The sequence below is a fragment of the Vibrio sp. AND4 genome, from assembly GCF_000171815.1.
Classification (GTDB): Bacteria; Pseudomonadota; Gammaproteobacteria; order Enterobacterales; family Vibrionaceae; genus Vibrio.
Genome location: NZ_ABGR01000003.1, coordinates 357,426 through 383,651 on the forward strand (window position 1 = coordinate 357,426; position 26,226 = coordinate 383,651).

Below are 26,226 nucleotides of genomic sequence, written 5' to 3' on the forward strand. Positions count from 1 at the left end.
ATGTTGAGTGATGTATACATTTGTTGTAAGTATAAAAGTGGCGAATGGCATTGAAATGAGGAGAATTTTCAGCGATATGTTATAATCTTGCTTCGTTGTAACGAAAACTCCTGTTGCAAGCTTGAGAATCTTCCGGGATTCAGCTCATTGCAAACATAATGAATCAGAGCTTTTGAGCTAGGATTGGAGTGAGAGCGCCAGTTCGGTGTTCTATTCGTTATAATGGAAAGGAGCTTTGTTCGATAGTGATGTACACTTTCTGTGTAAGTAATGGAGCCCGACAGTGGTCCAGAAAGTGTTATCTGATAAATACTCACAAAACGATATCCAGTTCCTGCTGGCATTCATTTATGTCTGCTTATGTAGAGGATAAGAGGGAGCTTAATCGGCTCTTTTTACATTTTAGGGCTTGCGAATGGCGCGTAAATTAGAACATCGCTTGACGACCGCCCCTCAAACTAGCCTAGGGCGCATTTTATACAACCTTTTGAGTATTTTTGAAAAATATAGTGAGATAATTTGCTATTGAGCGAAGGTTAAACTAACACTCATCATTACGGAGGATGAAGAGTATAATAATAAGAGGCGATATGAATCATTTAATATCTGTAGGTGCACTGGAGTCTTTTTTGGTCGCGATCAGTGTGCTTTTCCTGGGGCATTTCATAAATGCTAAGTTGCCGATCTTAAAGAAATTCAACATACCTGAGCCGATTGTAGGAGGCCTAATCGTCGCCTGCATCATCACTGCTCTTCATTTTAACGGCGTCGATTTACAGTTCGATTTACCGTTGCAAAACACATTCATGCTGATGTTTTTCGCTACCGTTGGTTTGGCTGCAAACTATACACAGTTAATGAAAGGTGGGGCGAAGGTTTTCATCTTCTTAGCTGTCGCGTCGTTCTACATTATTATTCAAAATGGTATCGGTGTTTCAATGGCGGCAGCATTGGGATTGGATCCACTGATGGGGCTTATTGCAGGTTCAATTACTCTGTCAGGCGGTCACGGTACAGGCGCAGCGTGGTCACAAACTTTCCAAGACGTTTACGGTTTAAACAACGTGTTGGAAATCGCGATGGCATCAGCGACATTCGGTTTGATCATCGGTGGTATTATCGGTAGTCCGGTTGCGCAGCGTCTGGTCGAAAAGAACAACATCGAATCTGAGTATGGTCCTGGCGGACGAGATGCGAAAACCCATGAGAAATTCCCAGAGTTGGTCACGTACAACGAGTACGAAGAGGATAAAGTGACCGCAAAAAAAGTGGTAGAGAAACTCTTTTTCTTGTTGATCTGTGTGACAGGAGCTAAGTACGTAGAACAATGGGTGAGCACGTTAGACATCCAATGGCTTATGATTCCTGATTTCGTTTACGCGTTATTCATCGGTGTGATCATTACTAACTTCTTGGAAGTCACCAAAGTTCGTAAGCTGGATACAGAAACGGTCGATATGTTGGGCACGGTATCACTCTCTCTATTCCTGGCAATGGCATTGATGAGTTTGAAACTTTGGAATATCTTCGACTTGGCGATCCCATTTTTGGTCATTCTAGGCGTGCAGTCGGTGGTGCTCGCTATTTTCACTTATTATGTTACGTTCAAGGTTATGGGCAGTAACTATGATGCTGCGGTTATCTCTGGTGGCCATTGTGGTTTCGGTTTGGGTGCAACCCCAACCGCGGTGATGAACATGGGGTCAATCGTTAACCGTTTTGGCCCATCGCCACAAGCATTCATGGTTGTACCGATCGTTGGTGCGTTCTTCATCGACATCGTGAACTTAATCATTCTACAAGGCTACATTTCGTTCCTTGGATAGATTGGTAAAAATGACTTATGGAGGCCACAGTTTATCTGTGGCCTTTTTTGTATTTATTGATGAATCGATCGGATTGAAAAATATTTATATATTAAAGCATTGAATAATAAAGAAATACACCACCTTACCTACCAGTAGGTAGATAAGGTGGTTGACGTAAAAATAATATGACCTTAGAGTAACAATCACTGATGAGGAGCTGGGTTCCAACCCCCTCCTTTTTTTATGAAAATATAACCTACCAACCAATAGGTAGATTAATTAAAGGAAACATATTATGTTCAACACATCTTCAATTGCACTTATCGTAGGCGGTTCATCAGGTATGGGTAAAGCAACAGCAGAACGACTTCTGCAAGCGGGTGTGCCTGTCATGATTCTCTCTCATGATAAAAATAACCTCGCCCAAGCAAAGTTGGACTTAGAGGCTGTGACCCAAGGTCAGGTAGAAACGGCTCAAGTGGATTTATATGACCCAAGCGCAGTTAAGGGGTTTATCGAACAGTTAAATGCTGAAAAACGTCATATTGGTTACTTAGTGAATGCTGCGGGATTCTTTAAGCCAGTTGATTTCCTTGACCATTCAGAGCGTGATTACGACCTTCAACTAGACATGAACCGCGCGTTTTTCTTCATCACTCAGGCCGTGGCGAAAAACATGAAAGAACACGGTGGCGGTGCGATAGTCAATATCGGCTCTATGTGGGCTCACCAAGCAATTAAAGCAACGCCATCATCAGCGTACTCAATGCAAAAAGCGGGTCTTCATGCTCTGACGAAAAACCTAGCAATCGAACTTGGTGATCACGGCGTACGCGTAAATGCTGTAGCACCAGCTGTTGTGATGTCGACGATTTACAAGTCATTTATCGCGGAAGAGGAAATCGAATCAGCACTACAAGGCTTCAATGACTTCCACCCAATCGGTCGTATCGGTTCAACAGAAGATGTGGCTGACGCGATTGAGTACTTGCTATCAGACAAATCATCTTGGGTCACTGGTACCGTGCTTGACGTCGACGGCGGCGTAATGGCAGGCCGTAACTAAAACATCACAAAGGAGGCTCCAATATGTTGCATAACTGAAACATTCATCAAAAATCACGCCCACTTTTTCACTGCTTGGAGCCTATAATTCGATATGGGCTCTTTTTTATTGAGCGCTACCGAGTGCAAATCATTGTGCTCACACACAGTCTTTGACCTTTAATCGATTCTTGTTATCTCGGTTGGTAATCACCTGTTGATGGTCGTCAATCGTGCCAAGGTTTTTCGCTAGGCGATCATACAAGACAACATTGACCGTTGCCGCCAAGTTCATGCAACCATTAGTAGGGATATACACCACGTGGTCCGCTTTATCGACAACCTCTTGCGGCAGTGAACCATCTTCTGGGCCAAAGATATACACTGCGTTTTCTGGGTGGGTAAAAAGGGGCAACGCCGTCGCACCGACGGCCAATTCAACACACACGACTTTTACGTCTTGAGTAAGTTGAGCGGTGAGATCGTCCATTTCGACTAACTCGATACGTTCGTGCGTGTTCTTGGTATCGGTTCGCAGTTTTACTGCACGATTATAGCGAGCGCCGTTATAGCGAACTTGTGTTGCGTCATAACAACCTGCCGCGCGCATCACCGCGCCCACATTGGTTGGATCTTTTGGGTTATACAGTCCAAGAATGACCGTTGACTGTGCTGTCATTACTTTTGTTCTACTTAATTGTTGTCAAGATAAGAGCGTAATGCTCGTTGAACGTGTGATTATGGACTTAACGCAGCGGAAGTTCTAATACAATATGCGAGTAGAAGAGAAGTAGAGGTGAGGGAGCGGCTACCTCACCAAGATTGAATAATTAGAGCAATTTAACGAGCCGAGAGTTGTTCTATCACACACTCTGCTGCTTCTAATGCGCCCTCAATAAACCCGCCAAACTCCTTTGCCGACTCTGTTCCCGCAAAGTACATGCCTTGGTGACTCAATTGCTCCAGTGAGGTGTAGAGCCCATAACGAGGATGATGAGTAGGCATGGTGTGATCTTTTTCGACCGCGGTATATGTCTCTTTTGACCAGTCCAGCAGTTTCACTTCCGTGACGTTATACGCCTCAGGACCAAAGAGTCTTGCTAGTTGCTCAACTGCCATGGTTTTCAATTCGGTAGCACCTAACTGGGTGCGAGCTTGAGCATCGTAACCGATAAAACCGAACAGGGCGGCATGGCCATTTTCAGTACTGGCATCATGAATTTCCACCAATGGACCAACTTGACTGCTTGCATGACCGGACAGTCCGTTTTCACGCCAAAAAGGTTGGTCATAAATGGCGAAGAATTTCGCGTGAGCGGCCATCCATGTCGGCGTTTTTTCCAGCGAATGTAGTGCCTTTGATGGAAGGGCTGGCGTAAAGCGGATGTTATTAGCAATCAAGCGGTGAGGGAGTGCAAAGATGATGTTTTCACTCTCCAGGGACAGGAGCTCTGCCTGGTGGACAACATCGACGGTATATCCTCGACCTTCAGTATGAGTCACCGCCTTCACTTGATGTTCATATTTGATGTTTTCCGAGTTGAGCAACTTCACCACTCCCGCCACTAATTGCGCCATGCCACCCGATACCCTCATGGACTGAGGAGAAGAGAAGAATTGACTCGAAACTTGACGAATACCGGCATGCCCGGCTTGTTCGATAAGCATATCGCCCGTTTCGTATTGTTCCACTATCGGTAGTGACAGGTTGTCGACAAGTCTCATAACTCTTTGATTCATGCTAGGCCAAAACCAAGATGGGCCGAGATCAAATTGGTCACTTTGACTGTTTGCCGCTAAACTCGCGGAGGAAAGAATTCGCCCGCCGAGTCTGCTTCTCGCTTCAAGTAGCAAGTAGTTATGTCCTGTTTTCTCTAGGTAAGCTGCAGTGTAGAGACCGCTCAAGCCGCCTCCGACAATAATAAAATCGTATTTCATGATTTGCCTTTAATGTTTAATTATCTACTGGTAGGTAGATTAAATCTTTTTTGAAGATGAGACAATACCTATCAGTAGGTAGACAGCTACCCAAGAGCGTGTTATCTTCTGCAAAAATGTTGAAGGTGGAAGCCACATGAGAGAACTTAGCCCGACGGCTGCAAAGATTGCTGACCTTGCTGAAAGCTACATCCAAAGCCGAGGCTTTAATGGTTTTAGCTTTCGTGATATCCAAAATGAGCTGGGTATTAAGACCGCGAGCATTCACTACCATTTCAAAACCAAGCAGGATTTGGCCGAAACGGTGTTTGAGCGTTATCTTGCCAACTATGAATTGGTACTCATTCAAATCGACAGTCAATCGAGCAATGCTGAGGAAAAAGTCGCAGCACTGGCTGACCTATTTATAGGAGTACGTGAGCAAGATAAGCTGTGTTTGTGTGGTATGTATGCCTCTGACTTTTACTCTCTGGCCGATGGTTTAGAAGGGTTGTTGTCGCGCTTTGTGCAAACGAATGAACAATGGTTACAAAAAATCATCGATCAAGGCGTGGACAGCGGAGAATTTGATTTGCCAATGGACTCATCACAAGCTGCGAGGCTGATTTTTGTGGCACTGGAAGGCAGTATGCTGCTTTCTCAGTTCAAAGATGCGGATTATATTCGCAGCGTGAAGGCAAGTTGCCTCGCATTACTTAAGCGCTAATATTTCCATAATACTGCCCGCGACAAGTGCGGGTAGTATTTTAGATATAGTAACTATCTATTAGTAGGTATTTAATGATTGACGATATAAGATCGCTAGAGATGAACGGCATCGATGCCGCAGGCGCAGATCAATTCGAACAGATCCTCGAAGACACATTGACTTTTCTTCCAAGTGCAATGAGCGATCTTGAACAACTGCTACAGCTCTATCCGGACTTTATGATGGGATGGATTTTTAAGGCGTACAGCCATGCGAGTGATGGGCGTCGTTCAACTTTACCCATCGTGGCTAAAATGGCTACGCAATTGGATAAGTTCGTACCATCGGCCAGCAAACGTGAAGCGCTGCACCTGCATGCGCTTAAGCAGTGGAGTCAGAATAATTTAAAGGCAGCTTTGGATACGTGGCAGCATATTTTGAGCCTTTGGCCTTTGGATATTATTGCGTATCGCCAATTTACCGGACAAGCATTTTGGTTTGGTCAAAAGCAGCGAGCACTGCACGTTTCTTTGCAAGTTTTACCCTACTGGGATGAGCAGGTGCCTGGGTATTGGATGTTTGCCGCCGCTCATGCCTTTGCACTCGAAGAGGCGGGGGAATATGAATTGGCCGAAGCATTTGCGCGCCAAACGTTAGGGTTGAACCATCAAGACCTAATCGCCAAGCATACGATGGCTCATATTTTTGAGATGCAAGGCGAGGCGAAAGAGGGCATCGAGTTCTTGCAAGGTCATGCGAGTACATTTGCGAATCACAATGCCTTTCGAGGTCATCTTTGGTGGCACCTGGCGTTATTTCATCTTGAACAAGGAAACATTGAGCGCGCCTTGGCTTTGTTTGATCAGCACATCTATCCTGCAGAGTCATCGATATACCTTGATATTCAAAACGCAGCTTCGTTGCTGGCTCGCTTGGAGTTTATGGGGGCTGATGTCGGAGAGCGTTGGCATCGATTGAGTGCCGGAGCACTAGAGATTTCGGCCGACAGCACCATCATGTTTACCGAAATTCATAATGCCATGGTGTTAGCGAAAACCGATCATCATGACCAGTTAGATGCCAATATAGCGCAAATTATCAGTTCGCCATTACAAACTCAGGAAGTGGAGTTTATGACCGGCAGCAAGTTGATGCAGGCCATCAAGGCGTACCACAGCTCGAACTACCGTCATTGCATTGAGTTGTTCGATCAGGCGAGAGATGTGCACAGTAAGCTCGGAGGGAGTCACGCGCAGCAAGATGTGATTTTACAATACTTGCTTATGGCTCATGCACATTTGCAGCAATGGGAACATGTGGTGTGTTTGTTGAAAAATCGCTATATTGCAAGGGCACAAAAATTGCCCTCAGAGCAGATAAAGCAAAAGCTGGCTCAGTTCGATGAAGTGAAAAACATCGACGCTCTGCTGCCTAGCTTAGTCAAAGTGGTTTAGCGCAAATGCTGCCTGGGTGCGGCAATAAAATGGGGTCGGAAATAAAAAAGCGAGGAAAGTACCTCGCTTTTGATGGGTTTGTTTTGCTTGTTAGTTCACAGTACGGCTGAACTTGATGCTAGCCGTCCAAGCAAGCACACCGATGAAGGCGTAAACCCCAACGTTCATCCAACCTGCATCTGGAATCGCGCTGAACGGATTCGGTGCAAGAACCGCGTGCAGTGGTAGATAGAAAATTGCTGAGAAGAACTCATCCAGACCATAGAAGTTGAACATTGCAATCGGCATCCAGCGCAGTGCGTAAATACCAATCAAGATCACCAACAGCGGTGAGTTTACTTTTTGTGAGATTGCCATTGCAGTTAGTGCGAGCGGCAATAACAACACGCCAGCGACCACCATTCGAAGTAAGAACTCAATCCAGTTCAGCAGTACATAGCCTAACGATGCTTGGCGATACAATAACGCCAGCTGGTGGTCCGTTGAAACATTCAACATCCACAGCATAAAGTCGGAAGCGAAAACCAATACCGAACACACTAATGGAATCACTAATAAACCAAACGTCAGCTTTACTAGGTGGGTTTTCACGTCACTGACAGGCATGCTGCGCCAAAACATGATACTGCCCTCTGAGCGCTCTTTACGCAGCGTCCTCGGGAAGTATTGAGTGCCAAGCAGGATTGAAAGCAAGCCAATGCCACCGGTGATCAGCATGTTGACGTCATCGCCGAGCTCTTTGTGGATGTCACTGACATCGCCGCCCAAGCTCATTTGGAAGAACATATTGTGTTGCAGTGTCGAGCTACTCATCAAGCTGACGAACAGCAGCACACCACAGGCAAACATAAATAATGGCACGCGCGTAACCAATGGGTTCTCTAGCCACTCTTTACGCAACATTGCGATGATTGATTTCATTGTGCTGCTTCCTTCTGCAATGCCAAAAACAGATCCGCAAGCTTGACACCATACACATCACCCAGCCCATTAACTTGCTTTGCGTATTGAGATGACAGCAACCATTTAGTGGTGCCTAAGCCTTTTTGCGATGACAGTGGTTTTAGCGCTTCGATTTGCGTGCGATATTCATCACTGGCATCGAGAATGAAGTAATCTTCGCTGATGCTGTCCATTGAGGTTTGCAGGACAGAACGACCGTGTTTAAGGATCAGCACGTCCGTCAGCAGGTGTTCGATTTCCGACACTTCATGGCTCGCTATGATCAGCACACGCTCGCCATCGTGGAACCATTCCAGCAAATGACGGTAGAAGGTATCGCGATAGACTAAATCTAAGCCAAGCGTCGGCTCGTCCAGAATCAGAATCTGTGTGTTGGTCGCGATGACGACGGCTAAATGCAACTGTACCTTCATGCCTTTCGATAAGGATTTGATACGTGAACGTGGCTTGATGTTGGTTTGACGAAGCAGGCTATCGGCTTTGCTGCGATTAAAACCTGGGTGCACGCCCTCGGTGTAATCGAGCAATTGAGTCACCGTCATCCAGTTGGGCAGAACGTTCACATCCGAGATGTAAGACAAGCTCTGCATGATTTTTTCGCGTTGCATGATTGGCTCAAAGCCGTTGATACGTATAGTACCCTGATATTCGTGCGCACCGAGTAGGGCGTTAATGAGAGTCGATTTACCCGCACCGTTATGACCTAGCAAGCCAAGCACTTGACCCGCTTGTAGATCAAAGCTCACGTCATGCAGCGCTTCACCCTGCTGACGATATTGCTTGGAGACGTGTTTTACACTGACTAATGCGCTCATTGGTCACCTTCAATATGTGTTTGGATTTGTTGGATAAATTCATCAAGAGACATATCCAGACGTTGTAGTGTGTCGGCAATCTGCGGAATTTGTTGTTCAAGGAAGCGGGCTTTTTCATCAGCAAGCAGCTGTTTTTTTGCACCTTGGGCGACAAACATGCCTTGCCCACGTTTCTTTTCAACCAATCCTTCATCAACCAATAACTGATAGCCCTTCATGACTGTCAGGTGGTTGATCTTCATATCTGCAGAGACACTGCGTACCGAAGGCAAAGCTTCGCCCTCTTGCCAGATGCCTTGCAAGATTTGCTGGGTGATCTGGTCAGCCAACTGACGGAAAATCGGTTGGTGATCATGCCAATGCGTCATGATTGGTTCCCTTGGCTGAGTTGGTGTTATATATATGTATAACACTATAAGGTTTGGATAGAAAGCGCCATTTACGTCATGTTCTCAATCGCTTTTGCTAGTGGGCTTTCATTAACGTTTGCATCCATTAACGTTTACATCAGAGTTTCACGCAAAGTTTGCACGCAACCGCATACAAATTTGATCTGTTCTTACTTCAAGCAACCAGTTTAATACGTTAATATCCAATCCCTTACCCCGTTTCAAACAGTAGTAGGAGGCATGAATCGTGTCTGAAAAAATATCGACGTCTGCGCTGGCAAAAATGCGTCAGATAGAAGCCAAGCTGCTGTTTGCCGACTTGAAACGTGCTGGCTACATCGTTCGCCAAGACGAGAAATGGGTTTTGACTGAAGAGGGGGCCAAGTTCGGTGGTGAGTATGTCGATCACCCAAAATTTGGAAAGTTCATCGTATGGCCGACCAATTTACACATCGAACTTGCTGCTACTTCTGGCAAAACCTACAGCGCGACTCAACTTGGCGAGAAGCTAGAGCTTAATGCCAAACGGATGAACCAACTGCTGAGCGAATTAGGTTGGATCTTTAAATCTGAGGACGGTTGGAGTCTAACTGAAGCTGGAATCCGCGCTGGTGGGCAGCAGAGAACGGATAAAGAGTCGCAGAATACCTTTGTTGTATGGCATGACGTCGTACTGCGTAATAAGCGCCTCAAGCAGTCTGTCATCGAGTTTTTGGGACAAGATGCCGATTCTCATTCCACTGATAAGTCGTTTTCCAGTTTCCGGCAGAAGTTTGAAGCCAAGCACCGCACTTTGGACGGGCATTATGTTCGTTCTAAAGGAGAACTGTTGATCGATAACTGGCTATATTTGGCTGGCGTGGTACACGCTTACGAGCGTCAGTTGCCGATCGACCAAGACGTCACAAGTGACTTCTACCTGCCTGCTGGTAAAGTCTATTTGCAGTTTTGGGGTAGTGACTCGGGTGAGATGTTAACAGCGGAGCGAGAGAAAATTCGTGCGGTGTATGAGCAGCATAACTTTAACCTGATTGAAGTCGAATTGAGTGAGTTAGAAAAGCTCGATGAGATCTTACCAAAACGTCTGCGCCAGTTCGGTATTCAAGCTTATTAAATGCCTCGCTAGCGGTTGTTTGAATTCCTAAACCTTCCTGTCTCTAAAAACGAAAAAACTCGTGATGACTCACGAGTTTTCGTATTCAGTGTTTATCTTAGATTGCTATCCGAGGGATTAGAAACCTTTGATGTTTTCTGCTTCGAGCTCAGAGAAGTACTTCACCGTTTTTACTTTAAGCTCTTGTTGTGAAGCTTCATCACAAACGATCACTGCTTTAGGGTGCAGTTGAAGTGCAGAAACCGTCCAAAGGTGGTTTACGCTGCCTTCTACAGCGGCTTGTAGAGCAAGCGCTTTGTTGTGGCCAGTGACTAGGATCATCACTTCTTCGGCGTCTAGTAACGTACCCACACCAATAGTTAGGGCATACTTAGGAACTTGATTGATGTCGCCATCAAAGAAACGAGAGTTTGCGATGCGAGTATCTTCAGTCAGAGTCTTGATGCGAGTGCGAGAAGACAGAGAAGAGGCTGGCTCGTTGAATGCGATATGGCCATCGTTACCTACGCCGCCCATAAATAGGTTGATCTTGCCGTAAGACTTGATTTTATCTTCGTAGCGTTGGCATTCCGCAGCGTGATCTTCCACGTTCCCGTTGAGAAGATTGATGTTCGCTTCTTTGATGTTCACGTGGTTGAAGAAGTTCGTGTACATGAATGAACGGTACGATTCTGGATGATCCGCAGGGATACCGATGTACTCATCCATGTTGAATGTGACCACATGTTCGAAACTTACCTTATCAGCTTGGTAAAGTTCGATCAGTGCTTTGTAAGTTGCTAGAGGAGTACCACCAGTAGGTAGACCCAGAACGAATGGACGCTCAGCGGTTGGTTTGAAGTCGTTGATGCGCTTAGCGATGTGCGCTGCTGCCCACTTGCCTACTTGTGCTGATTGAGCTAACGGGATAAGTCTCATTTTGTGCCCCTAGTTATTGGAATTTAAGGTGTCCTGAATCATTAATTCGCATTATAAAATAAGTAGTCAAAATCTGCTATTGTTTTAGGTCAAAAATTTGCTTTTTCTTTAACCAGGGCTGTTTTTGTTCGCTGCTTTATGCGTGCTTGGTGTCCAAACGCTCATAGAAAGACCTGGTTATACCCAAGTGACTTCAAGGTTCGGGATTCAGAGCCTTGATATTGATTCGTTGATTGGTGTTTTAAATCTATGACTGAATGAAAAGGATTAGCAAATAAATGCTTGGCTAAAAGTGAAGAAGCCCTTGGGCATACTACCCTTGGGCTTCTGGAGGAGAAAATGTTTACAACACCACAGAACCAGAGTTCTGCAGTTAAATCAAGCACTGCAGCTCGATCGTTCTATTAATCGTCTTGTGTCAGACTCTCTTCTGCGTAATCATCTGCCGCTTCTGGTTTGTTACGTCCATTTAGTGTGTGGAAGCGTTTGCGACCACGAGCCAGGTGTACGTACTTAAGCCAAGTGCGCTCTATCTTAGTTTTCGCTTTGCCTGGGTTTTCTAGAACTTTAACGAAGTGTTTCTCTTCGCTGTTCTCCGATGTCAACTCGCCTGACTCTAGGCCAAGCATAGTATCCCCATAAATTGTTAGGATTTCCTCTTCCGAAAGAGTAAAATCGCCAGACTTTGCAAAGCCACGTGGGAATTTTACGTTGTCGTAAAAACGTTTTTTACCATGACGAAATTCAGTGTCAGTCATATCAACAGCCTCTGTAACCGTTCTTGATGAATGTGGTGAATTACGGCGAAAATTAGGCGTAAAGCTAACAAAAGAAAAACGAAAATTTTTTGTCGTCAAAATTTCAATTAGTTGTTAATCTGGTTTCATATTAACCAGGAGATGGTTTATGGATGTAAAGGTCTTTCGAACATTTTTAGAGCTGGCAAAGGTTCGTCACTTCGGACGAGCTGCTGAGAACTTGTACATAACGCAAGCCGCAGTGAGTGCGCGCATTAAACAACTCGAAAGTTATTTTGATACGCAGTTGTTTATTCGTGATCGAAATAACATAAAGTTAACCTCTGCAGGTGAGCGTTTAACAGGCTATGCCGAGGTGATGGTGACCACTTTGCAGCAAGCCAAACTCGAATTATCCCTCGAAGATGGGAAAGCGTTACAGCTCACCATGGGCGGTACGCCGAACATTTGGGATGCATATCTGCAAAATTGCTTAAGTGTGGTGACAGACGCATTTGGCGGTTATGGCTTTATGGCAGAAGTTATGGGGCGTGAAATGCTCAGCCGAAGTTTACTTGAACGTACTCTCGATATGGCATTTGCGTTCGATCAAATCAAGGCGGATGAGCTCAACTGCAAGAAAGTCGCTGACGTAGTCTTGGTATTGGTCTCTACCGAACGAGACTCTCTTGATACCGTGTTTGATGAGAAATATGTCTATGTGGATTGGGGCACGCGCTTTACGTCTGAGCATGCAGAGCGTCACCCTAAAATCCCAGCACCTTACTTAAGAACCTCAACGGCGCGGATTGCTTTAGACTTTATTTTGGAAAAGGGGGGAAGCGCGTACCTACCAGCGTCTTTGGTTGAGCCTTTTATATCAAGTGGGCAGCTTCACAAGGTGTCTGGTGTCGAGGATTGGTACCGACCTATCTATCTGAGCTACCGCAAAGCCAGCTCTTCCGTAGCAGCGATTGAGCAGGTTGAGGAAATCGTAAAAGAGATAGATCCCTTAACGGCGTACAGTTTACAGCAAATTGCGGACATGCCGGCAGGTGAGTAATTTTTAGTTTTGCGAGTGAGTGCAAGTTAAAACGAAAGCCCTTTGGTATAAACCAAGGGGCTTTTTCGTGAATGCAGGATGTGTTTTAAAAATGGTGTGATTGAAGCGAGAACTGTGACACTACGAAGCGATAGTTGTTCTGGTTTACGCTAATTTTTGACGTAGAGCTTCATCCATTGCCACTTTACCTGAGCCAGAAAAAGCGAGAGAAACGCTTGCTGCCAGTAGCGCTAAACCAAACTCGTAACCGTTGTTCGACAAAAATAAGCCGTTTTCAAAGTGAACTGAGAAAATGGCGATAACCATGGTGAATGCCAAGGCGACTGCTGCCGGACGAGTCAGCAGGCCAAGCAAGATGAATAAGCCACCAAAGAATTCCGCGCTCCCTGCAAAAAATGCCATCAGTATACCTGGGCCTAAACCAATTGATGCCATCCATTGCGCTGTTGCTTCAAGACCGTACCCGCCAAACCAGCCAAAAAGTTTTTGTGCGCCGTGTGCCATAAAAATCAGGCCAATTGGGATGCGAAGTGCCAGTGTGCTGTAACCAGCATTTGATGCCGTGATTTTTTGTAGTAGTGCTTTCATAATATACCCTTTCTCGAATTTTCCTGATGAGGAGCCATGCTCCTTGCTGATGAAATCAGTGTAAGTAGAAAGAGATAAATAAAAAATCGGGACAATCTGATGTTCTCGTTCAATAAATTCGAAGATGAATTTTAATTATTATTAAAACATGCACTTAATATGGTTTTAGTGTCTTTTGTGTGGCTAAAAATGTATTTTTTGATTATGGAACTCGTAAAATTTTGAATAACATTCCTGAATGTGTTTTCTATTTTAGAGCGAGGGGCTTGTGTTCGCTGAGCAAAAAGAAGAGCGCGGTAACCAGCGCTCTTTTTGTTGAGGTAAATAAGGGAGGATGGAAGATTAGAGGTTCATTAAGCTCTCGAGTGAATCTTCTACGCTACGGTAGTGATATGTTCGAATATTCATACCATCCGAAGCATTAATTTGAACTTCTGAAACCTCGTTGTCAGAGTCACGTTCGAGGATTCCTATAGAGTGCTCGACGGATTTACTGGTAATAACTCTCTGATTTCTGAGTACAATGACACACGTATGTAGGTTCATACTTATTCCCCAAAGCCGACGTTGTTATTTTGGTATGATCTAACTCTAGTGCACAAATGAACTAATGCCAAAATTTCTCAATATTGAGTTCCGAAAATGGCTAATTTACAGTTACTCCTCGTTCTACAATGAATTTATGCCGACAGAGTAGTTCGCAAACCTCAACACTCGTTGAACACTTAATGCATAAGCAGGGACAGCACTATGTTCATTCATCCGCACACATCCTTAACCCTTGAGCAGTGTCAGAGAGCACGGGTGGCACGTGACAGCCGTTTTGATGGGCGTTTTTACATTGCAGTGAACACGACAGGGATCTTTTGTCGCCCAATCTGTCCGGCCAATTTGCCCAAAGAGGAAAACGTCGAGTATTTTACTGACAAGACTCAGGCTTTGAAGGCAGGTTATCGTCCTTGTTTACGTTGTCGCCCAGACAGTGCGCCAGGGTCATGGGCTTGGAAGGGAGTCGAGGCCACATTCCAGCGTGCGATCAACATGATCGATCAAGGAGAATTGCATCATCAATCTCTTGCCGAACTCTCCGATCGACTCGGGATCTCGGATCGTTATTTACGTATGCTGTTTGATCAATATTTGGGGATGTCACCTAAGCAGTATGCGCAGTATCAGCAGTTGATGTTTGCTAAGCAGCTTCTGTATTCGAGTTCGATGTCCGTCATCGAAGTGGGCTTTGCAGCAGGCTTCAACAGCACTCGACGCTTCAATGATGCGTTTAAAAAGATTTTGCAGCTGACACCTTCTCAAGTGCGCAGAAAGGAGTTTGATGGCATGGGGACGAATCGAATTGTATTGCCCTATCGTGGCGATTTGAACTGGCAACATATGCTTGATTTTTATCGTCTGCGAGCGGTTGAAGGAATAGAACAAGTCACACAAGAGGCTTACCAGTGCAACGTTTTGTTGGGTGATTGCCATGCACGATTCAAGGTTAATCAAGGAGAAGGTTACCTTGAGATGGAGTTCGATATTGAAGATGTGACTAAATTGCAGAATTTGGTGTCTGGTGTGCGTCGTATGTTTGACCTTGATGCGGATATTTGCACGGTGGAGCAGCACCTTGAATACATTGCGCCGGGATTGGTGAAAACCCATGGGATTCGAATTCCGGGCGTTTGGAATGCGTGGGAAGCCGGTGTACGTGCCGTGTTGGGCCAACAAGTGTCGGTCAAAGCCGCAATTGGACAGCTTAATTTGTTGGTCGAAACACTCAGCAGCGGCCGACAAGCGCGCCACTTTCCAACGCCAGAAGCAATTGTTAGTGCCGATGTCAGCTTTTTGCGTATGCCACAAAGCCGCAAAGATACGCTAGTGCGATTTGCTCAGTATATGCAGAAGAATCCAGAAGCCGATCCACTGCAATGGATTGAATTGAAAGGTATTGGCCCGTGGACGGTTAGCTATGCGCAACTGCGTGGACAGTCTCAGCCTGATTGTTTGTTGGACAAAGATTTGGTGGTGAAGAAAGCCATGCCAAACTACCCATCATTGAATGCTCATACTGCGTCGCCTTGGGGCAGTTACGCGACTTTTCATTTATGGAATCAATCATGAAAACATTTTATACGCTAATGCCAACTCCGTTAGGTGCAATGACCATTCAAGCCAATGATCAAGGTTTGTTGGGAATTTGGTTTGAAACTTGTACCACCAAGCCAGACGATTTGGGTGAACGTGATGATCAACACATTTTACTTAGCCAAACCGTTACCCAATTGGAAGAATACTTTGCTGGACTGCGTAACCAATTCGACTTGCCTCTTGCGGCGACGGGCACTGATTTTCAAACCCAAGTTTGGCATGCTTTGACGACCATTCCCTATGGTGAAACATGGAGCTACCAAGACCTGGCGAATGCCATCGGTAATCCTAAAGCAGTGCGTGCGGTTGGGCTAGCGAATGGTAAAAATCCAATTTCGATTGTGGTGCCATGCCATCGCGTGATTGGCAAAAGTGGCAAGCTCACTGGCTATGCAGGCGGGGTAGAGCGCAAGCAGCGATTGTTGGCATTGGAGAAGGGTACGCCACTTTATGTGAAACCATCAGTATAATCCGGCAAGGTTTATCTTATTTGGTTAAATTTTGCGTGGGTTATCGTGCTAATAAACAACCCAGAGCAATGAAAAAGATAATAAGGAGATGTTTCTCACTACAGATTTTGATGCATTTATAAACCAAGGTTGGCAGCAGCATGAAGCCGAGCCGCAACAAACATATAACCAACTAGAACAAGCTAGTACGTGGTCAGTAACAGCAGCTGACGGTATATAGGTTTAGACCAAGCTGCCGAGCCGTTAGCGCGTCCAGCGGCATTTGCTTTATAAACCTAAAAAACCTTGACTAATAATGAAATAAATTCCCTTTCTATACGCGGTACTCTGAATACTCATTCCCCCGACTGTATCTGGAGGCACTGATGACGGCCGACCAAACCTTTTTAAACAACCTCCTTCTCGAGTTGGGTAACACCTGGCAACTGAACTGCTTAGAGCTTGACGACTCCGGGCGTTGTGCACTGCTGACCGAAGAAGGCATAGAGTTGGCAATTGATATGGCTGCGGGCAGCAACCACCTTCAGTTTCTAGCTGAATTAGGGGCTCTGCCGGAGGTGCAGAGAGAACGTCACCTGACCCGTCTTCTTGAGTACAACTTTGAAAACCCTTTCTTGCGTCAGGCACATTACGCCCTAAGCCCGCAAGGCGATCAGGTTCTGCTGCGCTACCAGCACCCAATTGAGGGGCTGAAGCTGGAACTACTGGCAAACCTGCTTGGCAACTTTATTACCACAGCGACTGATGCCAGAAACGCTCTTCAGTCTCCTCTAGAGGAACAGGCTAAAGCACCTTCTCTGCTTTGCGACGCGCACCTTTTAAAAGGTTAAGGAGTCATTATGCCGGTAACCAAACTTATCAACACTTGGTTTAAAGATGCCTATCAGGTACATCTGAGTGCACCGAAACAGGTGCCGAAACTGGAAAAATCTAAATCAGAACTTCCGGGGGTAGCGCAATCAATGCAGAGCATGAGTGAGCCGCTAAGCCAGAATCCTGCGGGTTTACAGAGTGTGCCCCACATCCATGATGAGGATCTCACGCCACTCGCTAAAGCCTTTAGTAGCATACTTCAACAATACGTAGACAATAAGCCGGACAAGCATGGCGGGTTTCTGCGCGGATATTGTGAGATGGAGGAGATTAAGGGGCGGATCACCATAGATGATCAGGAAAAAGTAAGGGTCATTAAACTGCCACGCTCTCCGCAAAAACTGGCAGAAATGTTTAACCTGCTGCTAGAGGGGCACTCAAGACTCGGCTCTATGTATAAAGCGTTAACCCGACCTTTAGAGAACAAAGACAATATTCTGGGCTCGTACCTACGCCTCTCTCATGGCAAGGTAAAAACCGCTAAAACACTGCCTGCCGAGGCGGTGACTAAAGCAGAGCAGACAAACAAAGCCAAGCCTCAGGAAATAAACATCGAAGCGGCGCCAAAAAACGCGCCGGCTCCTGCTGCCGAGACACCGAAACCTGAGATTAAATTTACTTCCAGTGAACGCAATATGATCTCAGACGGCATCAACCAGATACTGTCCGACTACCTGCTCACTGGCAAGAAAGCGGCCTCGCACCAGGAGAAACTGAAAATGCAGCTTGAAAGCGGCGATCCCATGCTCAGCCGCTTCTTGAATGTGGCAAACGGCGAAATGAAGCTGAGCTGTCCTAGAGACCGCCAGGAGTTGAAAGGATTTCTCGAAGCGCTGCTTAAAGGTCACCGGGGCTTTGATACCCGTTTTTCTGCCGGCTCAAGCAGCCTGGTAAACCTAGTCAAAAAAGCGGTGCAGAGCGAAACTGGCGCATTACGCCACTACCTTAAGTGGGACAGCAGCAACCAGCTGACAACCCGTGCGCCGAGTGATGAGACACTTAAAGCCGCAGAAAAGGCCGAACAACAAAAGCTTTTGATACTTGAGAACCGTGAAAAAGCCGCGCTGACCGAAAAGATCAAACTCTCTCGGGATCAACAGCCTGCTTTGATGGCACGGGTTAAACTTGCCCGTCACCTGCTGGTGCACGCCAGAACAAACTGGCCGGAGCTAGAGTTCCGCTCGATCCCTGTAACCAGAATGACCAGCGCCCCGCTGCATGGTGATGAATCACTAACGCAACTGCGGGATATGATCAAAGCGGTCAGTGAAGAAAACCGTGGTCTTGCCGGAGAGATAGAATTCAACCTAGAGCAGTTGCCGATAACATCAGAGGTCAGAGAGAAAGGTCTTCCGTTTACCCGGCTTCCTGTTAAGCAGGCGCTGACAGAACTAAGAGATAAAGTCACCAACATGGAGAAGGCTTCTTCAAACTGGTTCATCCGGTTGCTGTCTAAACCACAGCATCAGGCGCTGAACGAAATCAAAGGTCGCCTGAACGAGCTGAATAATCTGCATCAGCAGCTCACCGAGCATTGGCCCGAAATGCCTAATCAGATCTGGTATAGCAGTTTTGTTGCCAGAGAGGTAGAAAGGTTGAGTGAAAAAATCACTCCAACGCGTAACTTTGGACCTATCCACCTGACCACTCCCGAGCATAAAGCGTGGCAGGCTGTTAAGGCTAAGATGCTCACTAAGTAACTTAAGCCTCGTGAGCGTGTTGAACTTTATATGGGCAGCACTAGTCAAGTGGTGGTAGTTCAGACCATACATAGTATTGAATCGCGTTATTGCGAGACCATTGCCACTGGTGCTGTCTGGCTAGGTAACCAAGCACCACCAGTAAGGTACTGAAGAGCGACCATTACGAGTAAAGAATGGCGCTGATCAGTGATTGTGAAATTGGGTGTACATTAGTTTGACCAGCAACTTGATGACTTGTAAAAAAGTACGACCGTGCTAAAGTGTTTATTATGAAGAAAGGAAAAGTAACCAAAGAGCTGATACTGCAGCGTGCATTTCAACTGGCAAGTGAAAACGGCTTGGAAAGCCTCACCATTGGTGAGCTCGCTAAGCAATGTGGTATGTCGAAAAGTGGTTTGTTTGCTCACTTTAATTCCAAGTTGAACCTGCAATTATCGGTGTTGGCTTTTGCCAATCAAGTATTCGCTGAGCGCGTAATTGCGCCTGCGCGCGAGCTTGGCGACAGCAACATTGAACGTAAAGTACGTGGCTTGTTGGACACTTGGATGACGTGGAATCACTCTTTTCAAGGCAGTTGTATGTTCCTTGATGCTTGGAACGACACCGCAGAAGAAGGCTGTGCGTTGCAAGGAGCACTACGCAAGTCGATCGATACTTGGCTGAATTATTTAGAAATTCAGTTCAAGAAAGGTAAAGAGAACCACGAGTTTGTCGCCAATTTAGACACGCGCCAAGCGACCTTTGATCTATACGGGCAGTACTTAAGCGCGCATGTATTCTACTCAATCAAAGGACAAGAAGAGAGCCAGAGACTGTTCTGGCAAGGCATCGATAATTTATTTGCTCGATGGAAGCGCTAGCCCACGACGTTAATGGGTATAGTAAAAGATTCATAATGAAGAGCGACAACGAGCGCTCTTTCTTATCAGCTCAAAAAGCACGACCGTTCTATTTGTGCAAAGCTGATAGTTAAGGAAACGATCATGAGTGAGAAAATTTACTTCAATACTTCGCAGAAATTCAATGTTAAACGCAGTTTGGTCAACATTAGTACTCGCCTACATCACACGTTGGCGCCGTCACACGCAAAAAAGACCGCGCGTAAACTGCTGCTTACTCCCGCTCGTACTCAGCCAAAAAATGTTGAACCACAGGGGCTTATCAAAAGCGAAGTGCAAGGTCATGCTGGTGCCATTAAAACCTATCAGCTTGGTAGCGGTCCGGTGTGGGTGTTGACTCACGGTTGGTCAGGGACTGCGAGCCAGTTCTATCCGCTGATGGAACATATTGCTGCATCGGGTTACACCGCATTAGCGTATGATCATCCAGCTCATGGTGAGAGTGAGGGACAATACGGACATATCCCTGCGTTTGTGTGTGGTCTTGAAGATATCTTGGACTCTGTCGGTGAGGTTGCAGGTTTGGTGGGACACAGTATGGGCACCGCGTCAGCACTAGAATGCCGTCACAGTAAGCTAGAAAATAAGCCCTTTCTGTTGATTGCGCCCGTACTTAACTACGTTGAAAACTTATTTGGCAGCATTGCGCGCTCAGGGTATTCAATGAAGCTATTCAAAGCCGTGGTGTCGGAATTGGAAGAACAGTTTGGTTATCCATTGCAATCTATTGACCCAGAAAAGCGCTTATCTGAGCGAGAAGCAAAAACCATCATTGTTCACGATGAGCAAGACAAGTTCACTAAGCACAGCGTATCCGCGCAGGCAGCAAGTGAGATTGAGCGAGTGGAGTTGGTGACGACCCAAGGACAAGGCCATGGTCGAGTGATGAAGTGTGATGAGGTCTTCCAGAGCTTTGATCGTTTAATTGAAGCAAGCTGATTATTGAAAAGCATTCCCTAGATTCTAATAGAACAACAAAGGACAGCCGAAGCTGTCCTTTTCTTTTATAACTCTATTGAAAGCGAGTGCTTAGTTACAGTTAGCTGGGCCAACTTCTTTCCAAACCCCCCATTCGCCAGACTTGCTAGGATCTTGGCCTTGAGTCCACCATTTCGCCTCCCAAGTCTTACCAGCGCGTGTCACTTGGTCACCGCCAGTGTAAACCGCTGCTGCATCCCAAGCGTTAGTGCATGTACCGCCGCCAGTAGTGTGCTTCGCAACCACAACGGTTGCTGTCGCTGTAGATGCTGCTTGACCGTCGCTTACGCTTACCGTGAGGCTTAGGCTAGTGTCTTGTGGGTATTCTGCTGCTGTGAACGTGACTTTTGCACCGTTAACCGTTGCGTTTAGACCTTGAGGTAGCGTCCAATCGAACGTTAGCGTGTCGTTGTCTGCATCGCTAGAAGCTGAAGCGTCAATCACAACCACGTCACCTGCGTTTGCTGTTGCTGGTGCAGAAATCTGTGCAACTGGCGCCGCGTTTGGTGGATCAATCACGCCTGCTGGCTTAACCGTTACCACAACAATATCAGAAGCGGTTGCACCTTCGTTATCAGTGACAGTTAGCTTGAACGTTAGCTGCTCTTCAACGGTCACTTCTGCTACATCGAAGCTTGCTGTCGCTGCGTTCGCGCCAGATAGGGTCACTGAAGTACCAGATACTTGTTCCCAAGCGTAGCTTGCGATGGTGCCATCAGAGTCGGTAGAGTTGCTGCCATCAAGAACAACACTTGCAGGGCCGGTTACCGCTTGGTCTGCACCTGCGACTGCTGTCGGTTTACGATTTGGTGGAACAACTACACCACCAGCCATGCCTTCGTGCATTGCATTGAGGATGTCGCCGTTATCAGCATCGACTTCCCACGAGAAAAGACCTGCCAGACCCAGGGATTTCGCGTAGTTGCCTTTTGCCAATACAGAGCGGTTATCGTCGAACGTGATCAGTTCACCTGTTGTGCGGTTCCACACCCAAGGTGCCTCTGCTCGCTCATCATAACCATATTCAAAGCCGTTGATGCCTGTATTGTTTGCACCCAACATAAACGACTTGATACCTTTGTAGTCGATCACGCCATCTTCCCAAATACCTTGAGCCTCACTGCCTTTCAGTTTACCTGTTGCAGTACCTGTCATAGGGTCATTTGGATCCGTTAGCGTATCTGGTGTTACGCCTTCCCATCCGCGGCCATACATTGCGGTACCGAGAACCAGTTTGTTAGCGGGAACGCCTTGCGCGAGTAGCAATTGGATCCCGTTATCGGTGGTGTAAGCTGGGCCTTTGTACGGTTCGCCGTTTTCATCAATGCCGCTGCCATCGCATTGACCAGGACGCATGAACGAACCACAGTAAAGTGCCGTTTGGTGACCAGGCACATTGTTCCAGCCACCGTAGAAGTCGTAAGTCATTGCGAAGATGTAGTCCATGTACTGCACGGCATCTGCGTAATCAACGTCTTCAATTTTATCGTAACCCACGCCTATTGCCGACGTTAGCTCGTAGTCGCGGCCTGTTTCCGTTTCTAGGTCATCCAGCATGGCACGCAGTTCGCGCATTAGTGCGATGTAAGCTGGACCGTCGTTTACAGGGTCGCCTTTATCCGCTGCTGCACCGCCACCGCCGGGGAATTCCCAATCAATATCTACGCCGTCATAGAACTTCCAAGTTTTCAGGAATTTCTTAACTGACGCGACAAATGTGTCACGGTTTTTCTTATCCACGAAGTCGTAGAATGGGTCAGAAAGTGTCCAACCGCCGATAGATGGGATGATTTTTAGATCCGGGTTACGTTGCTTTAATGCCATCAGCATTGCGTAGTTACCCTTGATCGGTGTGCTGTATTCGTGGCCAGCTTGAGCGAAGCTTTTTTGGAACGCAGCCCATGGGTCGTGGATCACGACTTCGTAGTCATTCACGCCACGACAGGCGGTTTGCAGGGCGTTAAAGCTATTGCCGCCAACCGATTTCACCGACTCGTTTGGCCCACAAATTGGGATAAAGCCGTAAAGAATGTGAGTTAAGTTGTCGACAGGCATATTGTCAACGGTGTATTTACGACCATAAATGCCCCACTCAACAAAGTAAGTACCCATAACAACACTTGGATCTGTGCTGTAGGTTTTGTTGTTTGGGTCAATATTCATGGTTAGAGGCGGTAAGTGAGAGCCGTCTGTATCCGCGATAGTGATCTCTGCTGGTGCGCTCTTAGCACAACCTGAAGCGTCACACGCTTCGATTTCCATTTGGTACAGACCACCTTGGCCGTATTCAAACGACGCTAAGGTTTGGCTACCAGTGATCGCACCTGTTGCCACTTTTACGCCATCAAAGTAGATGTTGTAAGTGTCACCAGAAGTGCCACTCCACTGATTAAACTTCACATTTATCTTAGCCAGTTCATGGTACTTAACCATGTCGTAGTAGCCAGATGTGGTTTCCATTGCCAACTCAATTTTAGAAAATTGTAGGTTATTGGAACCATACAGATCGATACTTGGTGCTGCTGGCACCGCGTTTGCAGCACTAGATAGTGCAAGGGCGACCCCAGCCACACATAGATTAAATCGAATCATAACTTCACTCTCAATCCTTGAATTCATGTCCATCACGTTCACAAGCTGCTTTTGCGATAGAAAAAACAATCAATTCAAAAAATCAACTTATCAATTCACACACTGTGCAAAAGCATCCCTATGAGCATTTCAGAGACTTTTTTTTTTTCAAAAAAAAATAAATCAACTTTCGAGCGTGTTACCTAAATGTGACGGCAAGAGACATAATTTTGCAGTAGAAATTCAATCTTGAGCCAATATTCTATTAATACTTTGGTTATTTTTAATTAATCGTTTACTTACTCGCAGTGGAGGACTTTGTGAGGTGAGTTGGGCTTTCTTAGGGTGATATAGAGGGTTTTGATAGTAGTGGTGTTTTTGTACAGCTTGGTGTCTTTGAGCGTTTGTAGTCAATAACAGGTCACTCTAGCTTGTTATAATGCTCGGTAATTTCGTTTAGCATTCGATGATAGAATCACGATTTATCGAAAGTTGTAGCCGCGTTCTCAAGCGTTTCTCTCGAGCTCATGCAGATTACTGACGGTGATTGGTACTAAGACAAGGAGCTACTTGCGATCAAAGTGCTCACTCAGTGCGGCACGACGCTTAGAAGCCGCACCTGTTTCTGAACCTTGAACGGTGTGCTCGAAGCCTTTGAGAATGAATCGCTGCTCGGGGAAACGTGGTTCTATTCGATGGATTTGTGGGGAGAGGTGAGAGCCTGACAAGTGATACTCTGCTTTACCCAATCCAGTATTTAGTGTGATGACTTTGCCATCAAATTCGAACTGAGTGGCAATCAAACGGTGATTGCGAAAGACTCCGTTGGGAGTAAAGGATAGCTGCTCGGTGTGATAGGGTGGAGCGCCAATTTCAATCCACTCACCATGGATTTTATTGCGATCGGTGTAATCCAAATAAGAGTTATAGAGGATATAACCGATTAGGCTAAACAACGAGCAGCCGAACAGGGCAAAGCCCCCTTTGATTATTTTGAGATAATAACGTGACCAAAATGAGGGTTCTGGTTTCTGCTTTTTTTTACGGCTTGTAGTGGTAGTCATAATTCCTGCTTTCTTCCCTTTTCCATTATGTTGAGAAGCTTGAACCGTAAAAACAAATAATCTCGTGTTTGAGACGACGAAACTATGATCTAATGTCCATTTTTAAATTCAAAAACACAGTTAATGTTAACTCGCATTTCATCAGAGACTGATTAAGTTGCCTAGTGAGTACACGTTTGGTTCTCAGGCACCATAGCGAATGAATACGGTTAAAAGTGCATTATAACTGACGGGGTTGATTGGCTTACCGACAACAATGGTGCGTTCTTCGAGATAGGGGGAGATTCACCCTTTTATCTGCATTTAAAAGATGCCATGACGTGTTTTTGTCATTACCTGTAAATAAGCCAGCTGAATTGAAAGCCAATTCTGAGTGGTTTTCTATGCATGTTCTTCAGAAACAAAGGTTTTTAGCAACAAGTATTTTACTTTTGTATATACTTAATTTAAGCCCCCCACTTTAAGGAGGAAGTGATGGCAGTACAGCGCAAACATTCGGATCTCCCTCCTCGCTATGAAGCGACGGAGTTTACCACAGAACAGAGACACCGCTTTACGAAAGTTGCCAATGCGGCTCACAAGCGTCGTGCGTTTTATAAGCGAGCTATTGAAAGCAGCTTAGTCGGGAAAATGAAAGAGCGAGCACTCAAGCCAGTTCTCGAGTCCAGAGATGATAAGCCAAGAAAAGTTGGCCAAGTAATCTGGTTAGTGACGTTTTTGCTTGTCGGTCTATGGGCAATGTATATGCACTCTTGACTCAGCAAAGTGTGGTTTTTCTTTACAAGCTGTCGCCACCCTGTGCTGAAGTCATACTGCCCAGTCTACCGACTAAAGAATGTCTACGGTGCCGTAATTCTTCCATGTTTGAGCAATGCTCATAAAATGCATATCGGTTTTTACCAGTATGCTTTGCGGCGTACATTGCTTTGTCAGCACAACGCGTAAGCTCAGATAAGTCGTTGGCATCTTGACCGTAAATCGCCGCTCCCATACTCACGGTTAACTCATTGATCGTGCCTTCCGTTTGATAAACTTTTTGAAACAGGTTTACGATGCGATCAAGAATAATGCTTAACTCTTTCGTACTGTCTAAATCGTAAAGCATTAACACAAACTCATCACCAGCGAAGCGAGCGATCGAGTAATCGTGTTTGTCAGTCTGCCTGTCTTTATTGCGAATGTTGTTTTTTAATCGAGTCGCGAAGTGTTTCAACACTCGGTCACCCATATCATGGCCGTAGCTGTCATTGATATGCTTAAAATTATCAATATCGAGAAAAATCAAGGCGGTGATAGTGTCGGTTTTGGTTTGATCTAACTCATCCAGTTTCGCACGCGCCCACGCTTCAAAGCTCCAGCGATTTGCTAAACCAGTTAACTGATCGAGATAAGCAAGATCCTCAATCCCTTCGCCGTAGAGGGTTTGAACGTCGCTCACAACTTTTGAGTAGAAATAAGAAAAGGTATGACAAATAAAACCAACGGTAACAAGGGTGAACATAAAGCGGAGTTCCGTCATCTCACTGGCGGCAGGCACACTTTCTAAAAAGGTCAAGCCGAAAAAGATGATGAGAGAATATGTGATACTAAACAGCAAACCAGTCTTAAAATCGTTAATTAAGATAATGGCAGCCAAAACCGGGTAGAGCCAAAGCAATCGACCTGAGGGTGTATTGTTGTGAAGAAGCAATAATAATCCAACAAACATCAATACGGCCGTGAGTAACAAATCAGCGTATTGATGATGCTCGCGTATTTTTATCAGATAACTGATTAATAAGCATGCGGTAGCACTTAACCCGATTAAAAAACACAGAGCTTTGTTCCCTGAAAAATAATGCGTTATCGAGCCATAAACTAACAATGCAGTGGCAATACTGGAACAGAGTAAAACGATCTTCTTTTTCTTTATTGATCGGATATCCGCCATTTCCTCTAGGCGCGCTCCAGCCAATTTTGACATTACATTCCCCTACTTTAGAATTATTTTGTGCTTAGCTTAGG

General features: G+C 45.8%; 26 protein-coding genes and 1 pseudogene. 14 read left to right on the forward strand and 13 right to left on the reverse strand.

The features are described 5' to 3' along the window. The first annotated feature begins 590 nt into the window (after positions 1-590). Together gltS and AND4_RS06750 are read left to right on the forward strand one after the other, a co-directional pair. Positions 591-1,826 carry a sodium/glutamate symporter gene (gltS, locus tag AND4_RS06745; protein ID WP_009842190.1) on the forward strand — a complete coding sequence of 412 codons (1,236 nt, stop codon included), beginning with the start codon at positions 591-593 and terminating at the stop codon, positions 1,824-1,826. Positions 1,827-2,103: 277 nt separating this feature from the next. After that, complete coding sequence (locus tag AND4_RS06750) at positions 2,104-2,874, forward strand: SDR family oxidoreductase (RefSeq protein WP_009842191.1); 771 nt, start codon at positions 2,104-2,106, stop codon at positions 2,872-2,874. A gap of 138 nt (positions 2,875-3,012) precedes the next feature. Here the strand turns inward: AND4_RS06750 and AND4_RS06755 are convergent, their stop codons facing one another. Then, the gene (locus AND4_RS06755; RefSeq protein ID WP_009842192.1) at positions 3,013-3,531 is read right to left on the reverse strand and encodes an RNA methyltransferase; all 519 of its coding nucleotides are present in this window, start codon (positions 3,529-3,531) and stop codon (positions 3,013-3,015) included. 161 nt (positions 3,532-3,692) lie between these two features. Continuing rightward, positions 3,693-4,790 (reverse strand): FAD-dependent oxidoreductase, encoded by a 1,098-nt coding sequence (locus tag AND4_RS06760; protein ID WP_009842193.1) that lies wholly within the window; start codon positions 4,788-4,790, stop codon positions 3,693-3,695. Between the two features lie 136 nt (positions 4,791-4,926). On the opposite strand from AND4_RS06760, the gene AND4_RS06765 reads away from it, so the two are divergent. Next, entirely contained in the window at positions 4,927-5,496 is a 570-nt protein-coding gene (locus AND4_RS06765; RefSeq protein WP_009842194.1) for a TetR/AcrR family transcriptional regulator, read from the forward strand. Between the two features lie 74 nt (positions 5,497-5,570). Next, the gene (locus AND4_RS06770; RefSeq protein ID WP_009842195.1) at positions 5,571-6,932 is read left to right on the forward strand and encodes a tetratricopeptide repeat protein; all 1,362 of its coding nucleotides are present in this window, start codon (positions 5,571-5,573) and stop codon (positions 6,930-6,932) included. Between the two features lie 90 nt (positions 6,933-7,022). On the opposite strand, the gene AND4_RS06775 is transcribed toward AND4_RS06770, so the two are convergent. Genes AND4_RS06775 through AND4_RS06785 form a run of 3 tightly spaced genes read right to left on the reverse strand, consistent with a single transcriptional unit; the run spans position 7,023 to position 9,078 of the window. Next, positions 7,023-7,853 carry a membrane protein gene (locus tag AND4_RS06775; protein WP_009842196.1) on the reverse strand — a complete coding sequence of 277 codons (831 nt, stop codon included), beginning with the start codon at positions 7,851-7,853 and terminating at the stop codon, positions 7,023-7,025. Continuing rightward, positions 7,850-8,710: an ABC transporter ATP-binding protein gene (locus AND4_RS06780; RefSeq protein ID WP_009842197.1), complete on the reverse strand. Its 861-nt coding sequence runs from the start codon at positions 8,708-8,710 to the stop codon at positions 7,850-7,852. The genes AND4_RS06775 and AND4_RS06780 overlap by 4 nt, the downstream gene beginning before the upstream one ends. Then, positions 8,707-9,078 carry a GntR family transcriptional regulator gene (locus tag AND4_RS06785; protein WP_009842198.1) on the reverse strand — a complete coding sequence of 124 codons (372 nt, stop codon included), beginning with the start codon at positions 9,076-9,078 and terminating at the stop codon, positions 8,707-8,709. Before AND4_RS06785 ends, AND4_RS06780 begins: the two co-directional genes overlap by 4 nt. A 268-nt stretch (positions 9,079-9,346) precedes the next feature. On the opposite strand from AND4_RS06785, the gene AND4_RS06790 reads away from it, so the two are divergent. Next, positions 9,347-10,213, forward strand: a complete 867-nt coding sequence (locus tag AND4_RS06790) for a hypothetical protein (RefSeq protein WP_009842199.1) — start codon at positions 9,347-9,349, stop codon at positions 10,211-10,213. Between the two features lie 117 nt (positions 10,214-10,330). Here the strand turns inward: AND4_RS06790 and nagB are convergent, their stop codons facing one another. Together nagB and AND4_RS06800 are read right to left on the reverse strand one after the other, a co-directional pair. Beyond that, positions 10,331-11,131 (reverse strand): glucosamine-6-phosphate deaminase, encoded by an 801-nt coding sequence (nagB, locus tag AND4_RS06795; RefSeq protein ID WP_009842200.1) that lies wholly within the window; start codon positions 11,129-11,131, stop codon positions 10,331-10,333. 404 nt (positions 11,132-11,535) lie between these two features. Further along, positions 11,536-11,889 carry a DUF413 domain-containing protein gene (locus tag AND4_RS06800; protein WP_009842201.1) on the reverse strand — a complete coding sequence of 118 codons (354 nt, stop codon included), beginning with the start codon at positions 11,887-11,889 and terminating at the stop codon, positions 11,536-11,538. Positions 11,890-12,037: 148 nt separating this feature from the next. On the opposite strand from AND4_RS06800, the gene AND4_RS06805 reads away from it, so the two are divergent. Next, positions 12,038-12,931, forward strand: coding sequence for a LysR family transcriptional regulator (locus tag AND4_RS06805; protein WP_009842202.1), 894 nt, complete (start codon positions 12,038-12,040; stop codon positions 12,929-12,931). A gap of 144 nt (positions 12,932-13,075) precedes the next feature. Here AND4_RS06805 and AND4_RS06810 read toward each other — a convergent pair whose 3' ends face one another. Then, positions 13,076-13,519: a DoxX family protein gene (locus AND4_RS06810; RefSeq protein WP_009842203.1), complete on the reverse strand. Its 444-nt coding sequence runs from the start codon at positions 13,517-13,519 to the stop codon at positions 13,076-13,078. Positions 13,520-13,861: 342 nt separating this feature from the next. Then, on the reverse strand, positions 13,862-14,065 hold the full coding sequence (locus tag AND4_RS19450) for a hypothetical protein (RefSeq protein WP_009842204.1): 204 nt from the start codon (positions 14,063-14,065) through the stop codon (positions 13,862-13,864). Positions 14,066-14,269: 204 nt separating this feature from the next. Between AND4_RS19450 and AND4_RS06815 the strand changes: the two genes are divergently transcribed. The 5 genes from AND4_RS06815 to AND4_RS06830 all read left to right on the forward strand — a co-directional run bounded on the left by AND4_RS06815 (position 14,270) and on the right by AND4_RS06830 (position 18,707). Next, a complete protein-coding gene (locus AND4_RS06815) occupies positions 14,270-15,637 on the forward strand; it encodes an Ada metal-binding domain-containing protein (RefSeq protein WP_043991512.1) in 1,368 nt (455 codons plus the stop codon). Then, positions 15,634-16,134 (forward strand): methylated-DNA--[protein]-cysteine S-methyltransferase, encoded by a 501-nt coding sequence (locus AND4_RS06820; RefSeq protein ID WP_009842206.1) that lies wholly within the window; start codon positions 15,634-15,636, stop codon positions 16,132-16,134. The genes AND4_RS06815 and AND4_RS06820 overlap by 4 nt, the downstream gene beginning before the upstream one ends. An 88-nt stretch (positions 16,135-16,222) precedes the next feature. Further along, complete coding sequence (locus AND4_RS20520; RefSeq protein ID WP_009842207.1) at positions 16,223-16,354, forward strand: hypothetical protein; 132 nt, start codon at positions 16,223-16,225, stop codon at positions 16,352-16,354. Positions 16,355-16,499: 145 nt separating this feature from the next. Next, complete coding sequence (locus AND4_RS06825) at positions 16,500-16,964, forward strand: CesT family type III secretion system chaperone (RefSeq protein ID WP_009842208.1); 465 nt, start codon at positions 16,500-16,502, stop codon at positions 16,962-16,964. Positions 16,965-16,973: 9 nt separating this feature from the next. After that, positions 16,974-18,707, forward strand: a complete 1,734-nt coding sequence (locus tag AND4_RS06830; RefSeq protein ID WP_009842209.1) for a hypothetical protein — start codon at positions 16,974-16,976, stop codon at positions 18,705-18,707. Between the two features lie 76 nt (positions 18,708-18,783). Here AND4_RS06830 and AND4_RS20455 read toward each other — a convergent pair. Next, positions 18,784-18,887: pseudogene (locus tag AND4_RS20455) on the reverse strand (fucose 4-O-acetylase); the annotation flags it as partial. 92 nt (positions 18,888-18,979) lie between these two features. Here AND4_RS20455 and AND4_RS06835 point away from each other — a divergent pair. Together AND4_RS06835 and AND4_RS06840 are read left to right on the forward strand one after the other, a co-directional pair. Next, positions 18,980-19,570: a TetR/AcrR family transcriptional regulator gene (locus AND4_RS06835; protein WP_009842210.1), complete on the forward strand. Its 591-nt coding sequence runs from the start codon at positions 18,980-18,982 to the stop codon at positions 19,568-19,570. 123 nt (positions 19,571-19,693) lie between these two features. Then, positions 19,694-20,548, forward strand: coding sequence for an alpha/beta hydrolase (locus AND4_RS06840; protein WP_009842211.1), 855 nt, complete (start codon positions 19,694-19,696; stop codon positions 20,546-20,548). 90 nt (positions 20,549-20,638) lie between these two features. On the opposite strand, the gene AND4_RS06845 is transcribed toward AND4_RS06840, so the two are convergent. Together AND4_RS06845 and AND4_RS06850 are read right to left on the reverse strand one after the other, a co-directional pair. After that, positions 20,639-23,179 (reverse strand): glycosyl hydrolase family 18 protein, encoded by a 2,541-nt coding sequence (locus AND4_RS06845; RefSeq protein ID WP_043991513.1) that lies wholly within the window; start codon positions 23,177-23,179, stop codon positions 20,639-20,641. A 545-nt stretch (positions 23,180-23,724) separates the two neighbouring features. Then, positions 23,725-24,222, reverse strand: coding sequence for a DUF2850 domain-containing protein (locus tag AND4_RS06850; protein ID WP_009842213.1), 498 nt, complete (start codon positions 24,220-24,222; stop codon positions 23,725-23,727). Positions 24,223-24,696: 474 nt separating this feature from the next. On the opposite strand from AND4_RS06850, the gene AND4_RS06855 reads away from it, so the two are divergent. Further along, on the forward strand, positions 24,697-24,978 hold the full coding sequence (locus AND4_RS06855) for a hypothetical protein (protein ID WP_009842214.1): 282 nt from the start codon (positions 24,697-24,699) through the stop codon (positions 24,976-24,978). Between the two features lie 22 nt (positions 24,979-25,000). Here the strand turns inward: AND4_RS06855 and AND4_RS06860 are convergent, their stop codons facing one another. Then, positions 25,001-26,185: a GGDEF domain-containing protein gene (locus tag AND4_RS06860; protein ID WP_009842215.1), complete on the reverse strand. Its 1,185-nt coding sequence runs from the start codon at positions 26,183-26,185 to the stop codon at positions 25,001-25,003. Positions 26,186-26,226: the final 41 nt, after the last annotated feature.

Bases quoted from the DNA above. Each gene is read 5' to 3' on its own strand.
- gltS (WP_009842190.1), top strand. From the start codon at position 591: ATGAATCATTTAATATCTGTAGGTGCACTGGAGTCTTTTTTGGTCGCG.
- AND4_RS06750 (WP_009842191.1), top strand. From the start codon at position 2,104: ATGTTCAACACATCTTCAATTGCACTTATCGTAGGCGGTTCATCAGGT.
- AND4_RS06755 (WP_009842192.1), bottom strand. From the start codon at position 3,531: ATGACAGCACAGTCAACGGTCATTCTTGGACTGTATAACCCAAAAGAT.
- AND4_RS06760 (WP_009842193.1), bottom strand. From the start codon at position 4,790: ATGAAATACGATTTTATTATTGTCGGAGGCGGCTTGAGCGGTCTCTAC.
- AND4_RS06765 (WP_009842194.1), top strand. From the start codon at position 4,927: ATGAGAGAACTTAGCCCGACGGCTGCAAAGATTGCTGACCTTGCTGAA.
- AND4_RS06770 (WP_009842195.1), top strand. From the start codon at position 5,571: ATGATTGACGATATAAGATCGCTAGAGATGAACGGCATCGATGCCGCA.
- AND4_RS06775 (WP_009842196.1), bottom strand. From the start codon at position 7,853: ATGAAATCAATCATCGCAATGTTGCGTAAAGAGTGGCTAGAGAACCCA.
- AND4_RS06780 (WP_009842197.1), bottom strand. From the start codon at position 8,710: ATGAGCGCATTAGTCAGTGTAAAACACGTCTCCAAGCAATATCGTCAG.
- AND4_RS06785 (WP_009842198.1), bottom strand. From the start codon at position 9,078: ATGACGCATTGGCATGATCACCAACCGATTTTCCGTCAGTTGGCTGAC.
- nagB (WP_009842200.1), bottom strand. From the start codon at position 11,131: ATGAGACTTATCCCGTTAGCTCAATCAGCACAAGTAGGCAAGTGGGCA.
- AND4_RS06800 (WP_009842201.1), bottom strand. From the start codon at position 11,889: ATGACTGACACTGAATTTCGTCATGGTAAAAAACGTTTTTACGACAAC.
- AND4_RS06805 (WP_009842202.1), top strand. From the start codon at position 12,038: ATGGATGTAAAGGTCTTTCGAACATTTTTAGAGCTGGCAAAGGTTCGT.
- AND4_RS06810 (WP_009842203.1), bottom strand. From the start codon at position 13,519: ATGAAAGCACTACTACAAAAAATCACGGCATCAAATGCTGGTTACAGC.
- AND4_RS19450 (WP_009842204.1), bottom strand. From the start codon at position 14,065: ATGAACCTACATACGTGTGTCATTGTACTCAGAAATCAGAGAGTTATT.
- AND4_RS06815 (WP_043991512.1), top strand. From the start codon at position 14,270: ATGTTCATTCATCCGCACACATCCTTAACCCTTGAGCAGTGTCAGAGA.
- AND4_RS06820 (WP_009842206.1), top strand. From the start codon at position 15,634: ATGAAAACATTTTATACGCTAATGCCAACTCCGTTAGGTGCAATGACC.
- AND4_RS20520 (WP_009842207.1), top strand. From the start codon at position 16,223: ATGTTTCTCACTACAGATTTTGATGCATTTATAAACCAAGGTTGGCAG.
- AND4_RS06825 (WP_009842208.1), top strand. From the start codon at position 16,500: ATGACGGCCGACCAAACCTTTTTAAACAACCTCCTTCTCGAGTTGGGT.
- AND4_RS06830 (WP_009842209.1), top strand. From the start codon at position 16,974: ATGCCGGTAACCAAACTTATCAACACTTGGTTTAAAGATGCCTATCAG.
- AND4_RS06835 (WP_009842210.1), top strand. From the start codon at position 18,980: ATGAAGAAAGGAAAAGTAACCAAAGAGCTGATACTGCAGCGTGCATTT.
- AND4_RS06840 (WP_009842211.1), top strand. From the start codon at position 19,694: ATGAGTGAGAAAATTTACTTCAATACTTCGCAGAAATTCAATGTTAAA.
- AND4_RS06845 (WP_043991513.1), bottom strand. From the start codon at position 23,179: ATGATTCGATTTAATCTATGTGTGGCTGGGGTCGCCCTTGCACTATCT.
- AND4_RS06850 (WP_009842213.1), bottom strand. From the start codon at position 24,222: ATGACTACCACTACAAGCCGTAAAAAAAAGCAGAAACCAGAACCCTCA.
- AND4_RS06855 (WP_009842214.1), top strand. From the start codon at position 24,697: ATGGCAGTACAGCGCAAACATTCGGATCTCCCTCCTCGCTATGAAGCG.
- AND4_RS06860 (WP_009842215.1), bottom strand. From the start codon at position 26,185: ATGTCAAAATTGGCTGGAGCGCGCCTAGAGGAAATGGCGGATATCCGA.